Origin of the sequence: Pseudoblastomonas marina, assembly GCF_014641655.1 — a bacterium.
Lineage (GTDB): Bacteria > Pseudomonadota > Alphaproteobacteria > Sphingomonadales > Sphingomonadaceae > Alteriqipengyuania_A > Alteriqipengyuania_A marina.
On the sequence record NZ_BMID01000001.1, the window covers coordinates 153910 to 166943 of the forward strand.

The following is a 13034-nucleotide window of genomic DNA, read 5'->3' on the forward strand; positions in this document are numbered from 1 at the left end:
GATCAAGCGCGCGCGCACCATCCCGCGCAAGCAAACGCCACCCCCGCGGGCCCGCGCGATCCCGGCGCGCCAGGAAGAGCCCGAGACGCAGGTCATCCTCGTACCCTACGAGCAGCCGGTCACCCGCGCACGTTCGATCCCGCCCAGCGGCGGCGGTTCGACACCGGTCATCATCGGGGGCTCGAGCGGCGGCTTCGGCGGGTTCGGCGGCGGCTTCTTCGGCGGCTTCATCGGTTCGAGCGGAGGCGGCAGCGTCGTCGTCAACAACAGTTTCGGACAGCAGCAGGACCAAGGCCAGGACCAGGGCCAGAACCAGGATATCATCATCGATATCGACAATTCGACCACCACCAGCACGTCTGGCGGCTCGTCGTCCACGTCGACTTCGGGCGGTTCTTCCTCGACCTCGTCGAGCACCGGCGGTGTCACCAGCACCACCGGCGGTATCACCTCGACCAGCACGACCGGCGGAGTCACGAGCACGACCTCGACCAGCTCGGGCAACGTCTCGTCGACCAGTTCGTCGGGCAACGTCACTTCGACGTCTTCGGGGAACGTCTCGAGTTCGTCGTCCGGCAATGTTTCGAGCTCGACCTCGGGCAACGTCTCGAGTTCCACCAGTTCGTCGACGTCGGGCAATGTCAGCACATCGACCAGTTCGTCGACCTCTGGCAATGTCAGCACCAGCACGTCCTCGAGCACGTCGACATCGACTTCGTCCTCGACCAGCACGAGTTCGAACGGCTGCATGACTTGCCCGCCGCCGCCCCCGCCTCCGCCGCCTTGCACGACGACGGGCAATTGCCCGCCGCCGCCTCCGCCCCCGCCGCCGACCCCGGTGCCGGAACCGGGCATGCTCGGCCTGTTCGGCCTTGCCGCGCTCGGCGCGGTCGGCCTGCAGCGTCGCCGGCGTCGCAAGGTGAAGGTGAGTTTCGACTTCGATTGAGCTCTTTCAACCAATCGAAAAACGAAAAGGCCGGGAGCGATCCCGGCCTTTTTCATGGGCGCTTTCGGGGACGGATCAGCCGCCGCCGGCGATGTCCCAGGGATCCTGCCGGTACCACTGGGTGATCACGTATTTCTTCCCTTCTATGACCGGCGTGCCGGCGTGGAAGGTATTGGGGTTCTTGCGCCCGTCGCGATCCATGTTGTTCCAGGTCAGCAAAGTCCCGGTCTCGGGCGGGATCGACAAGCCGAGCTCCTTGAAATCGGTCTCGCCGCCCTGTTCCGGCTCGTTGAGGAACACCATCGCGGTCCATGTCCGCTGACCGCCGCGTCGACGTTCGGTCTGCCAGTAGGATTCGCTTTCGAAGAAATAGTCGTAGTGGTGCTTGAACTGCTGCCCGACCTCGTAGCGCTGGCCCTGCGTGGTCTCGGCGAAGCGGTGGTCTAGGCCCAGCACCGCGTCGATCTTTTCCTCGAGTTTGCAGGTTTCAGGATCGAGGCGGTCGAAATAATGCGTCGAGCTGGTGCGGAAGCCCTCGATCTGGGTTCCTTCGAACAGTGTCGAGGGACCGATCTTTCGATCGATCACCCTGCAGATGCGCGCGCATTCCTCCTGGCTGAGAAAGCCCGGAATGCGGAACAGGTCGGCCTTTTCTCCGCCGAGGTCCTCGGCCTCCTCCATCGCGTGGAGGCGCGCACGCACCTGCGCGCCCACCATCGCCATCTTCGCCGCATCGGCCTTGGGATCGGCGTCGGTGAACGCCGTCTGCATGCCGTAGGAGACGCGGATGTTGGAGAAGTCGAGCGTCATGCAGCCAGTTTGCGCAGCACGTAATGGAGGATGCCGCCGTTGCGGTAGTAATCCATCTCGTTGGCGGTATCGATCCGGCACTTGGCGGTGAAGCTGAAGGTCGAGCCGTCCTTGCGGGTTACTTCGACTTCGATGTCCGAGCGCGGGGTAAGGCTGTCGAGGCCCTTGATCGTGAAGCTGTCGTCGCCCGTCAGGCCCAGGCTCTCGCGGCCTTCGCCGTCTTGGAACTGCAACGGAAGCACGCCCATGCCGATCAGGTTGGAGCGGTGGATACGCTCGTAGCTTTCGACGATCACCGCGCGCACGCCGAGCAGGATGGTGCCCTTGGCCGCCCAGTCGCGGCTCGAGCCGGTGCCGTATTCCTTGCCGCCGATGACGACCAGCGGGGTGCCGTCTTCTTTGTGCTTCATCGCCGCGTCGTAGATCGGCATCTGCTCGCCCTTGTAGAGCGTTTCGCCACCTTCGACGCCGGGGACCATCTCGTTCTTGATGCGGATATTGGCAAAGGTGCCGCGCATCATCACTTCGTGGTTGCCGCGGCGCGAGCCGTAGGAGTTGAAGTCCGCCTTCGCGACCTGGTGCGATTTCAGGTACTCGCCCGCGGGGCTGTCTTCCTTGATCGAACCGGCCGGCGAGATGTGGTCGGTGGTGGTCGAATCGCCGAGGATCGCGAGCGGCTTGGCGCCCTCGATGTCCTCGACCGGCTTCGGCTCCAATTCCATCCCGTCGAAGAAGGGCGGGCTGGCGACATAGGTCGAACCAGTCTTCCACTGGTACGTGTCCGAACCGACGACGTTGATCTTCTGCCAGTGCTCGTCGCCCTTGTAGACGTCGGCATAGCGCTTCTCGAACATCTGGCGGTCGATATTGGCCGCGCGGTGATCGGCGATTTCCTGATTGGTCGGCCACAGGTCCTTGAGGAACACGTCGTTACCGTCGCGATCCTGCCCCAGCGGGGTGTCGACCATGTCGGTCGTGACCGAGCCCTTCAGCGCATAGGCCACCACGAGCGGCGGCGAAGCGAGGTAGTTCGCGCGCACATCGGGCGACACGCGGCCCTCGAAGTTGCGATTACCCGACAGCACGGCGGCGGCCACCAGATCGTTGCCGTTGATCGCCTGCGAGATCGGCGGGGCGAGGGGGCCCGAATTGCCGATGCAGGTGGTGCAGCCATAGCCGACGAGATCGAAGCCGATCTTGTCGAGGCTATCCTGCAAGCCCGACTTTTCGAGATAGTCGGTGACGACCTGCGATCCCGGAGCAAGGCTGGTCTTGACCCACGGCTTGGGCGTGAGGCCCTTGGCCACCGCCTTCTCGGCGACGAGTCCGGCGGCGATCATCACATCGGGATTGGAGGTGTTGGTGCACGACGTGATGGCCGCGATCACGACGTCGCCGTCGCCGATATCGTGGTCCTTGCCCTCGACATCGATACGGTGCGGGGAATCCTTGCCGTAGAGCTTCTTGAGGTCGCGATTGAATTCTTCGTCGACCTCGGGGAGGATCACCCGATCCTGGGGACGCTTGGGCCCGGCAAGCGACGGAACGACCTTGGACAGGTCGAGCTGTAGGGTTTCGGAGAACACCGGCTCATTATCCGGCTCCAGCCACAGGCCCTGTTCGCGCGAATAGGCTTCGACCAGTTCGATCTGATGCTCGTCGCGCCCGGTCAGGCGCATATATTCGAGCGTCTTGTCGTCGATCCCGAAGAAGCCGCAGGTCGCGCCGTATTCGGGCGCCATGTTCGCGATCGTCGCGCGGTCGGCGAGGCTGAGATTGGAGACGCCCGGTCCGTAGAATTCGACGAAGCTGCCGACCACACCCACTTCGCGCAGCATTTCCACGGCGGTGAGCACGAGATCGGTCGCGGTGACGCCCTCGGAAAGCTTGCCGTCGAACCGGAAGCCGACGACGCGCGGGATCAACATCGAGATCGGTTGGCCGAGCATCGCGGCTTCGGCCTCGATCCCGCCGACGCCCCAGCCTAGCACGCCGAGACCGTTGATCATCGTGGTGTGGCTATCGGTGCCCACGCAGGTGTCGGGATAGGCGGTGAGGTTGCCGTCGGGATCCTCGGTCGACCACACGCCGCGACCGATATGCTCGAGATTCACCTGGTGGCAGATGCCGGTGCCCGGAGGCACCGCGGAGAAATTCTCGAAGCTCTTCGAGCCCCACTTGAGGAAGTCGTAGCGTTCCTCGTTGCGCTGGTATTCCATCTCGACGTTATGCTCGAACGCCTTGGGGTGGCCGAACTCGTCGACCATCACCGAGTGGTCGATGACGAGGTTCACGGGAACCTGCGGGTTGATCTTGGCGGTGTCGCCACCGAGCTTGGCGATCGCATCGCGCATGGCGGCGAGGTCGACCACGCAGGGAACGCCGGTGAAATCCTGCAGCAGCACGCGCGCGGGGCGGTACTGGATCTCGTCGCCGGTGGTGGGGTTCTTGACCCAGTCGACGATGTTCTGCGCGTGGTCGGTAGCGACGGTGTGCCCGCCATCCTCGAACCGCAGCATGTTCTCGAGCAGGACCTTCAGGCTGAAGGGCAGCTTCGACACATCGCCGAGCTTTTCCGCCGCCTTGGCGAGCGAGTAGTACGCGTATTCCTTGCCCCCGACTTCGAGGGTGGAACGGGTGCCGAGAGTATCCTGGCCGACCTGGGTCATGCGTCAACTTTCCTGTTGTTATGGCGCGCGCGGATGAGGGTGCGGCGGCGCGAAAATGCTCGCCGCGCGATGCGCGCGATTAGCTGAAAAATCAAGGGAGGAAGCCGTTTGTTCCGAGATTAGCGAGTCGGAACCGGCTCCTCGCCGCCGTAATCGTAGAAGCCGCGGCCGGCCTTGCGGCCCAGCCAGCCCGCCTCGACATATTTCACCAGCAGCGGCGCGGGGCGATACTTGCTGTCGCCGGTGGTCTCGAACAGCACCTTGATGATCTCGAAGCAGGTGTCGAGGCCGACGAAATCGGCCAGTTCCAGCGGCCCCATCGGGTGATTGAGCCCCAGGCGACAGCCCTTGTCGATATCGGCGATGCTGGCGGTCGACTGGCCGAGCACGAAGATCGCTTCGTTGATCATCGGCAGCAGGATGCGGTTGACCACGAAGCCGGGTTCGTCCTGCGACAGCACGACCTGCTTGCCGAGACTTTCGGCGAAGGCGGTGGTGCGGTCGGTCGTGTCCTGCGCAGTGGCGAGGCCGGGGATCACCTCGATGAGCCCCATGACCGGGACCGGGTTGAAGAAGTGCAGCCCGATGAAGCGCTTGGGATCGGGCGAGTGGTTGGCCATCCGGGTGATCGGGATCGAGCTGGTGTTCGACGCCATGATCGCGTCCTCGGCGAGCACTTCGCTCGCCTTCTCGAAGATCTTGGCCTTGACCTCTTCGCGCTCGGTCGCGGCTTCGATGATGAAGCTCGCCTCGGACATCGGCGTATAATCGGCGACCGGCTCGATCCGGCCGAGTACCGCTTCGGCCGCATCGGCCTCGATCTTGCCGCGCCCGACCAATTTGGCGAGCGCCTTGTCGACCTTGGCCTTGCCGGCCTCTGCATGCGCAAGATCAAGATCGGCGAGCAGCACCTTCATCCCGTGCTGGGCGACGGTCTGCGCGATGCCGGTACCCATCTGGCCCGCGCCGATGACAGCGATGGTGGTCATGCGAATTTCCTCGAATTGTAGAACTTTGATTGGGCGAGTCGCCGGTTACCTGTTGGCACCGGGGACCCACAGCACGTCGCCCGAGCCGCCGGCATTGATCGCGCGGGCGAGGGTGAAAAGATAGTCCGACAGCCGATTGACATATTGCAGCGCGGCCGGGTTGATCGGTTCCTCGCGATGCAATGCGACCATGTCGCGCTCGGCTCGGCGCACGATTGCGCGGGCGAGGTGGATGCGCGCCGCGGCCTCGCCGCCGCCGGGCAGGATGAAGCTGGTCAGCGGCTCGAGCGTCTCGTTGAGCGCGTCGATCGCGCTTTCGAGCCATTCGACCTGCGCGGGCACGATCCGCAGTGTCATTTCCGACGGGCCGAAGTCCTCGCCATCCTCGGCGGGGGTGGCGAGGTCGGCACCGCAATCGAACAAGTCGTTCTGGATTCGGGTGAGATCGCTCGCCGCTTCGCTGCCCACCGCGACAATCGCGAGCCCGATCGCGCTGTTGGCCTCGTCGACCGAACCGATCGCGGCGATCCGCGCCGAGTGTTTCGGACAGCGCGAACCGTCGACCAGCCCGGTGGTGCCGTCGTCGCCGGTGCGAGTGTAGATCTTGTTGAGCTTGACCATGTCCTCCCCCGACCGGCCCCGCTCAGCGGTTGATCATCAGCAGCACGGCGACGACCACGACCGCCAGCGCCTGGTACTTGATGCGCGCGAACATCATCTCGTTCTGGCGCTTCTGCATCTTGCCCGCGCGTTCGTCGTCGGCCTCGAGCTCCATCTTGGTGCTCTGCATGAAGGCGACGATCCCGCGCACGAGGCTGACGACGACCATGATCGCGAGGAGGACGATGAGGATGGTGAGGAAGGTGTTCATGGCGCACCAGATAGGGATTGCGAGAGGGTAATGCCAGCGGGGAAGTGGCCCGCGCGCAGCGCGGCCGCAACAGTCTGCCCGTCCTCGCCCGCGCGGCGGCGGTCGGCGAGGCCGAAGCCTTCCTCGCCGGAACCGCGCCGCTTGGCGAGCTTGCGCCCGTCCTCCTCGACCAGCAGCGCGTGATGGTGCCAGCGCGGCACCGGCAGGCCGAGCAATTCCTGCAGCAGGCGGTGGATGTCGGTGGCATCGAACAGGTCCGCCCCGCGCGTCACCAGCGTCACCCCCTGCGCCGCATCGTCGAGCGTGGCGGCGAGGTGATAGCTGGCCGGCGCATCCTTTCGCGCCAGCACCACGTCGCCGAAGCGTACGGGACGCGCCACGATCGTGCCGGCGAGCGCATCCTCCCAGTCGAGTTCGCCCGCGCGCTCGATCGCCGCGTCCATATCGAGCCGCCACGCCCACGGACGATCGGAAGGAATCTCGCGCCCTTTGCAGGTGCCGGGATAGACCGGGCCCTCGGGTCCCTCCTCGCGCGCCGCCGCGGCGATCTCGGCGCGGGTGCAGCGGCACGGATAAAGCAGCCCGTCGGCCTTCAGCCGCTCGAGCGCAGCATCGTAGGTCGCAAGGCGCTCTGACTGGCGAACGACCGGACGATCGCTCTCGATACCGAGCCAGGCAAGGTCGGCGAGGTGCTCCGCGATCCATTCGGGGCGCGACCGCGCGCCGTCGATATCCTCGATCCGGATCAGGAAGGTGCCGCCCGCCTCGCGCGCGAGGTCATGCGCGACCACCGCCGAATATGCATGCCCCAGGTGCAGCGGGCCGTTGGGGCTGGGGGCGAAGCGGGTCACGGTGCTCACGCGCCCTTCCTAACGATGACTGTGGAATAGCGCGACCCGCACAATGTCATGGACTTGACGCAATTTTTCGCTTTTGCTCCCTTCCAGATCGATCGGGGAGGACGCAACACGTGTTCAAGGCCGAACTTCTGGAACGGGCGGCGCGCTTTCGTAGCGCGGACGAGGATCCGTGCCGGAAGCTCGAAAGCTGCCCGGCGCTGGTGCTCAACGCCGATTACACCCCGTTGTCCTACTACCCGCTGAGCCTGTGGCCGTGGCAGACCGCGATCAAGGCGATCTTCCTCGACCGGGTCGACGTGATCGCGAGCTACGAGCGCGAGGTCCACTCTCCCAATCTCGACATGAAGATCCCCAGCGTGATCGCGCTGAAGCAATATGTGCGCCCTAGCGAATTTCCCGCCTTCACCCGCTTCAACCTGTTCCTGCGCGATCGCTTCTCGTGCCAGTTCTGTGGCAAGATGGATCACCTGACCTTCGATCACGTCGTCCCGCGCCGGCTCGGCGGCAAGACGACGTGGGAGAACATCGCCACCGCCTGCGCGCCCTGCAACATGAAGAAGGGCGGCCGCACGCCGCAGCAGGCTGGGATGCAGCTCTATGCCGAGCCGATCCGGCCGACCCACTGGCAGCTGCAACAGCACGGCAAGGCGTTCCCGCCCAACTACCTCCACGAAACCTGGCGCGACTGGCTCTACTGGGACATCGAGCTGGAGGAATAGGCGGAGTCGGTGTGACACCGATGCCGGGGTTTTGAAAAAGCGGCAACGGGTGGGTTGGTGCCCGATTTCAAGTCTTTGCGGAGGATATTCCCGCGCGCATTGTAACCTTCCGACATGGCCGGCCCGAAAGTGTATCGGCTGCATCGGGGAATGCTACCGCGCCTTGCCACCTGTAGGAAAGTGCGATCCGAGCGCGCCGCTTTCGCCGGTTGCTACCTGTCCGACCGCCAGACGATAAACGCGCTGGCGAGCAGCACGAGGCAAGCGATTGCCAAGCTCAGGAGGTAGTTCTCCCTGCTCGCATATAGCCAGCTTCCGGCGGCCGGACCTTCGGCCCCCCATGGATAACAATCCGGACCGTGTGAAGGTGCGGAGCAGGGGGACGAACCGAAGGCGACTATCGCTTCCCATCCGACAAGCCCCGCGGCGATGCAAAGCAGGACGACCGTTGCAAAGTGCTTCCCGCTTTTCACCTGCCCGCCAGTTTCTTCGCCCGCCGCCGCTGAACCGAGCTGCCGATCCCGGCGGCCTCGCGATATTTCGCGACGGTGCGGCGCGCGACGTCGAAACCGCGTTCCTTGAGCAGCGTCACCAGCGCGTCGTCGGAGAGGATCTTCTTCGGGTCCTCGGCGTCGGTCAGCTCGCGGATTGCAGCCTTGACCGCTTCGGCGCTCGCGCCCTCGCCGTCGGCCGAAGAGACCCCGCTCGAGAAGAAATATTTCAGCTCGAAGGTGCCGCGCGGGCAGGATAGGTACTTGTTCGAGGTTACCCGGCTGACCGTGCTCTCGTGCATGTCGATCTGTTCGGCGACGGTGCGCAAGGTCAGCGGTTTCAGGTGCGAGACGCCGCGGCGGAAGAAGCCGTCCTGCGCCTTCACGATCGCGCTCGCGACCTTGAGGATCGTCTTCTGTCGCTGGTCGAGCGCCTTGATCAGCCATTTGGCGTCGGCCAGCTTTTCCGAGAGCCAGCCGCGCGAAGCCTTGTCGGTGCAATCCGATTTGAGCTCGACGTAATAGTCGCGATTGACCACCAGCCGGGGCAGCGTGTCGCGGTTGATGCGGATCTTCCAGCCGCCCTCATCACTCGGCGAGAGCAGTACGTCGGGCACCACCGCCGCGCCCGCCCCCCCGCCATATTTGAGGCCGGGCTTGGGGTCGTAGCCGCGCAGTTCGGCGAGCATGTCGGCAAAATCCTCGTCGTCGACGTCGCACAGCCGCCGGAGCCGCGCAAACTCGCCCTTGCCGAGCAGTTCGAGGTTGTCGATCAGCCGCGCCATGCACGGATCGTGGCGATCGGCCTCCTTCGCCTGCAATGCGAGGCATTCGGACAGTGAGCGGGCGCCGACACCCGTCGGATCGAAGGACTGGACCAGCGCCAGCGCCTGTTCGGCCTCGGCCTCGCCGATGCCGAGCATCCCGGCGAGCTCCTCCAGCGTCACGGTCAGGTAGCCGGCCTCGTCGAGCGCATCGACGATCGCATGCGCGACCAACGCTTCGCGCTCGTCGGCGGAGGCCGGGCCGACCTGCTCGTGGAGATGCTCCGCCAGCGTCGGTCCGTCGCTGCTCTCGTTTTCGATCCCGGGCAGGTCCTCGCCCGAGGCGATACTGCCGGAAGCCGACCAGTCGCCGGTGTCGCGATCACGGTCGAGCGCGCTTTCGTCTATGTCGAGCGCGCCGCCATCGCCATCCATCGCGTCGGCCTGCGCGGGCTCGGCTTCGGTCGCGGCATCGCCGTCTTCGTTCTCGCGGCTGGTCTCGCCCATCTCGAGCAACGGGTTGTTGTCGAGCGCATCTCCGACGAAGGTCTCGATTTCGAGATTGGACAGCGCCAGCAGCTTGATCGCCTGCTGGAGCTGCGGCGTCATCACCAGCGATTGCGACTGGCGCAGGTCGAGGCGTGGCCCGAGCGCCATTATTCCATCGTACCCTTACGACCCTGACCCTGAAGCACCGTTCCCCCCAACCTCGATCCTACAACTCGAAATTCTCGCCGAGGTAGAGCCGCCTCACGTTCTCGTCGGCGACGAGGTCCTCGGGGCTGCCCGCGAACAGGACCTGCCCGCCATAGATGATGCAGGCGCGATCGACGATTTCGAGCGTCTCGCGGACATTGTGATCGGTGATCAGCACACCGATCCCGCGCGTCTTCAGGTCGGCGACAAGATCGCGGATGTCGCTGATCGAAAGCGGGTCGATCCCGGCGAAGGGTTCGTCGAGCAGCATGATCGAGGGCTTGGCCGCGAGCGCACGGGCGATCTCGCAGCGGCGGCGCTCGCCACCCGACAAAGCCATCGCGGCGGAATCGCGCAGCCGGGTAAGCCCGAATTCTTCGAGCAGCCGCTCGAGCTCGGCGGCGCGCACGTCCTTGTCGGGCTCGACCAGCTCGAGCACGGCACTGATGTTCTGTTCGACCGTCAGCCCACGGAAGATCGAGGTTTCCTGCGGCAGGTAACCGAGGCCGAGGATCGCGCGGCGATACATCGGCAGGTTGGTGACGTCGACGCCGTCCATCATGATCCGGCCGGCATCGGGTTTGACGAGGCCCATGATCGAATAGAAGCAGGTCGTCTTGCCCGCGCCGTTGGGACCCAGCAGGCCCAGCACCTCGCCCTTGCCGACCGTCAGCGAGATATCGGACAGCACCTGCTTCTTGTCGTAGCTTTTCGCGATCGACACCACTTCGAGCCCGCCCTGCGGGATCGGCTCGGAGGCGTGAGCTGGCGATACGTCGTCCGAAGTTTCGGCCGAGGCGGCGGGCATATCCATGATGCCGCCATAGCATTCCGACGCGCGTGATCCACCCCCGCCGGAAACGATTGGCAGACTTCGTGCATGCCTTGGTCGATCAGGCGCGGCCTTTCGCACCGGGCGGGTGGCGATCGTCCTTGCAGCAGCGCCGCGTTCGTGATTAACTGCGAACTTCGGGAACTGGGGAGAGACCGACTGATGGCACAGGCTGCGTACGACGAGGAAACCGAGGCCCGCACCGAGGGCAAGAAGCTCGACTGGCGCAAGCGGATGAGCGACCACATCGCCTATGCGCTGATGGTCTATACCGCGCTGCAGATCTTCGTCACCGTCGATGCGATGCAGTCACCGGGCACTTCGATCGCCCCCTATATCGCGCTGGCCATCCTCGTCGCGCTCGTCATTCCCGCCTGCAAGACCTACGAATCCTGCTGGATGAAGATGAGCGACGAGCAGGCCGCCGACCCGTCCTACGAACCGCGCTATCGCAAGTCGGTGATCGGGTTGTGGGTCGTCGCGATCGGCCTGCCCTTCTTGCTCGCCGGACTGTTCAAGGCGCTTTACGCGCTGAACTGACCATCTCCCACCTGTCGAAATTGCTGATATTTGCGCTGGCGCTCCTGGTGGGCGTCGCCGCGATGCCCGCCACGGCGCTCGTTCCGGGGGCGGCGAGCGAAACCGCGGCACCCGCGCCGACGCCGACCGCGCAGGCGATCGAAGCCGAGACCGGCGCCTCCGACGACGAGCAGATCGCGCGACGCCTCCGTGGGATCCTCTCGCAACTGCCGGCTTTCGCCGAGGTCGCGGTTACGGTGAACGAGGGGGTGGTCGCCCTGTCGGGGACAGTGCCCGAGGAAGGCGATATCGCGCGGGCCGAGGAAATAGCTTCGCGCATCACCGGGGTGGTGACGGTCGAAAACGGGCTCGAACGCGACCTATCGGTCGGACAGGCAGGCGGGGTCCTGACCTCGCTCGAAAGCAAGCTGGCCGATGCGCGCGCGCTCGCGCCGCTCGGGGGACTCGCACTGGTGGTTGCGATCGCGATCGCGGCGTTCGGATACCTGCTCGCCGGGCTGACCGGGTTGTGGCGCCGGGTCGCCCCCAATTCCTTCCTCGCCGAACTGATCGCTTCGGCGATCCGCTTCGTGTTCGTGGTGCTCGGCCTGGTGATCGCGCTCGACATGCTCGGCGCGGGGGCCTTGCTCGGGGCAGTGCTCGGCGGGGCTGGGGTGATCGGCATCGCGCTGGGTTTCGCCATGCGCGATACGATCGAGAATTACGTCGCCTCGTTGATGTTGAGCCTGCGCCAGCCCTTCCGCGCCAACGACCATGTCGTGATCGACGATCTCGAGGGCCGCGTGATCCGCCTGACCAGCCGCGCGACCGTTCTGATGACGCTCGAGGGCAATCACTTGCGGATTCCCAATTCGACCGTCTTCAAGGCGGTAATCCTGAACTATACGCGCAATCCGCAACGCCGCTTCGAGTTCAAGCTCGGCATCGATGCCGACGACAATCCCGAGGCGGCGCGCAAGGTCGGCCGGGAGGCGCTCGAGGCGCTGCCCTTCGTGCTCGCGGATCCGCCGCCCGAGGTCCGCACGGTCGAAGTCGGCGATTCGAACATCGTGTTGAGCTTCCTCGGCTGGGTCGACCAGGAGGAGAGCGACTGGCACAAGGCCAGGAGCCGCGCGATCGGTGCGGTCAAGGCGGCGATAGAGGAAGCAGGCTTCGCGCTGCCCGAACCGATTTACCGCCTGCGTTTCGATTCGCGCACCGACCCGCTGCCTATGGCGCAGGTCGCGGAAGGGTCTGCGGGCAAGCCGCCGCCCGTCCCCAAGGCGGCGACCGTGACCATGAGCGCCGAAGATGCGGACGTCGCGCCGCAGAACGAGATCGCCGAGCTGGTCGACAAGGAACGCCGGACCGATTCCGAGCAGGCCAAAGACCTGCTCGACGAAGGGCGCCCGGTGGAGTGAAGGAACCGCAGCGCCCGGCGCAATTGCGGCTCGACGAAGCGATCGACCGGCAGGGGCCCGAACTCGCCGCGATCGGACGCGAGGCGATCACCGCCGCGACCGCCGCCATGCCGACCGCGAACCGTATCGTCGACAACAGCGACGGTCTGCTGCGGGTGCATTTCGCGCCCGGCGTGGACCTGGCCGCGACGATCGTCACGGTGTCGTTCCATGCCTTCTGGGTGAGCTACGATTTTCCGCGCGGGGACCGGATGTACGACCTGGACGAGCTGCTGCGCGGCACGCTGGGCTCGATGCGGCACTACGTGATCGAGGGCGCGGGCGACGTCCGCGATACCGAGGTCAAGCTGCTGCTGCGCGACGCGATCGACCGCGCCGACCCGCCGCTCAACCCCGAAAACCGCGCGATGCTGTGCTTCCGCTCCGACCTCGAAGCGGGACGCTAGC

14 protein-coding genes are annotated in these 13034 nt (G+C 65.3%); 5 read left to right on the top strand and 9 right to left on the bottom strand.

What is annotated here, in order from left to right; all coding sequences use genetic code 11:
- Window positions 1-105 precede the first annotated feature (105 nt).
- A complete protein-coding gene (locus tag IEW49_RS13070) occupies window positions 106-855 on the bottom strand; it encodes a hypothetical protein (protein WP_229658019.1) in 750 nt (249 codons plus the stop codon).
- On the opposite strand from IEW49_RS13070, the gene IEW49_RS13075 reads away from it, so the two are divergent.
- On the top strand, window positions 839-946 hold the full coding sequence (locus IEW49_RS13075; protein ID WP_229658020.1) for a PEP-CTERM sorting domain-containing protein: 108 nt from the start codon (window positions 839-841) through the stop codon (window positions 944-946). The two genes, IEW49_RS13070 and IEW49_RS13075, sit on opposite strands and share 17 nt — an antisense overlap.
- 75 nt (window positions 947-1021) lie before the next feature.
- Here IEW49_RS13075 and IEW49_RS00750 read toward each other — a convergent pair whose 3' ends face one another.
- From IEW49_RS00750 to gluQRS, 6 genes are all read right to left on the bottom strand, one after another.
- Window positions 1022-1756: a 2OG-Fe(II) oxygenase gene (locus IEW49_RS00750; protein ID WP_229658021.1), complete on the bottom strand. Its 735-nt coding sequence runs from the start codon at window positions 1754-1756 to the stop codon at window positions 1022-1024.
- Entirely contained in the window at window positions 1753-4425 is a 2673-nt protein-coding gene (gene acnA, locus IEW49_RS00755) for an aconitate hydratase AcnA (protein WP_188640888.1), read from the bottom strand. The genes IEW49_RS00750 and acnA overlap by 4 nt, the downstream gene beginning before the upstream one ends.
- 119 nt (window positions 4426-4544) lie before the next feature.
- The gene (locus tag IEW49_RS00760; protein ID WP_188640889.1) at window positions 4545-5414 is read right to left on the bottom strand and encodes a 3-hydroxyacyl-CoA dehydrogenase family protein; all 870 of its coding nucleotides are present in this window, start codon (window positions 5412-5414) and stop codon (window positions 4545-4547) included.
- 45 nt (window positions 5415-5459) lie between these two features.
- Entirely contained in the window at window positions 5460-6035 is a 576-nt protein-coding gene (locus IEW49_RS00765) for a cob(I)yrinic acid a,c-diamide adenosyltransferase (protein WP_188640890.1), read from the bottom strand.
- Window positions 6036-6057: 22 nt separating this feature from the next.
- Window positions 6058-6285 carry an HIG1 domain-containing protein gene (locus IEW49_RS00770; RefSeq protein ID WP_188640891.1) on the bottom strand — a complete coding sequence of 76 codons (228 nt, stop codon included), beginning with the start codon at window positions 6283-6285 and terminating at the stop codon, window positions 6058-6060.
- A complete protein-coding gene (gluQRS, locus tag IEW49_RS00775; RefSeq protein ID WP_188640892.1) occupies window positions 6282-7145 on the bottom strand; it encodes a tRNA glutamyl-Q(34) synthetase GluQRS in 864 nt (287 codons plus the stop codon). Before gluQRS ends, IEW49_RS00770 begins: the two co-directional genes overlap by 4 nt.
- Before the next feature lie 110 nt (window positions 7146-7255).
- Between gluQRS and IEW49_RS00780 the strand changes: the two genes are divergently transcribed.
- Complete coding sequence (locus IEW49_RS00780; RefSeq protein ID WP_188640893.1) at window positions 7256-7864, top strand: HNH endonuclease; 609 nt, start codon at window positions 7256-7258, stop codon at window positions 7862-7864.
- 469 nt (window positions 7865-8333) lie between these two features.
- Here IEW49_RS00780 and rpoN read toward each other — a convergent pair whose 3' ends face one another.
- The gene (gene rpoN, locus IEW49_RS00785) at window positions 8334-9776 is read right to left on the bottom strand and encodes an RNA polymerase factor sigma-54 (RefSeq protein ID WP_188640894.1); all 1443 of its coding nucleotides are present in this window, start codon (window positions 9774-9776) and stop codon (window positions 8334-8336) included.
- 58 nt (window positions 9777-9834) lie between these two features.
- Window positions 9835-10629 (bottom strand): LPS export ABC transporter ATP-binding protein, encoded by a 795-nt coding sequence (gene lptB / locus IEW49_RS00790; protein WP_188640895.1) that lies wholly within the window; start codon window positions 10627-10629, stop codon window positions 9835-9837.
- A 180-nt stretch (window positions 10630-10809) separates the two neighbouring features.
- Here lptB and IEW49_RS00795 point away from each other — a divergent pair, with 180 nt between their 5' ends.
- From IEW49_RS00795 to IEW49_RS00805, 3 genes are read left to right on the top strand one after another with little or no spacing between them, the layout of a single operon-like run.
- The gene (locus tag IEW49_RS00795) at window positions 10810-11187 is read left to right on the top strand and encodes a hypothetical protein (RefSeq protein WP_188640896.1); all 378 of its coding nucleotides are present in this window, start codon (window positions 10810-10812) and stop codon (window positions 11185-11187) included.
- Between the two features lie 20 nt (window positions 11188-11207).
- Window positions 11208-12587: a mechanosensitive ion channel family protein gene (locus IEW49_RS00800; RefSeq protein ID WP_308419693.1), complete on the top strand. Its 1380-nt coding sequence runs from the start codon at window positions 11208-11210 to the stop codon at window positions 12585-12587.
- Window positions 12584-13033, top strand: coding sequence for a hypothetical protein (locus IEW49_RS00805; RefSeq protein ID WP_188640897.1), 450 nt, complete (start codon window positions 12584-12586; stop codon window positions 13031-13033). Before IEW49_RS00800 ends, IEW49_RS00805 begins: the two co-directional genes overlap by 4 nt.
- The last annotated feature ends 1 nt before the right edge of the window (window position 13034 follow it).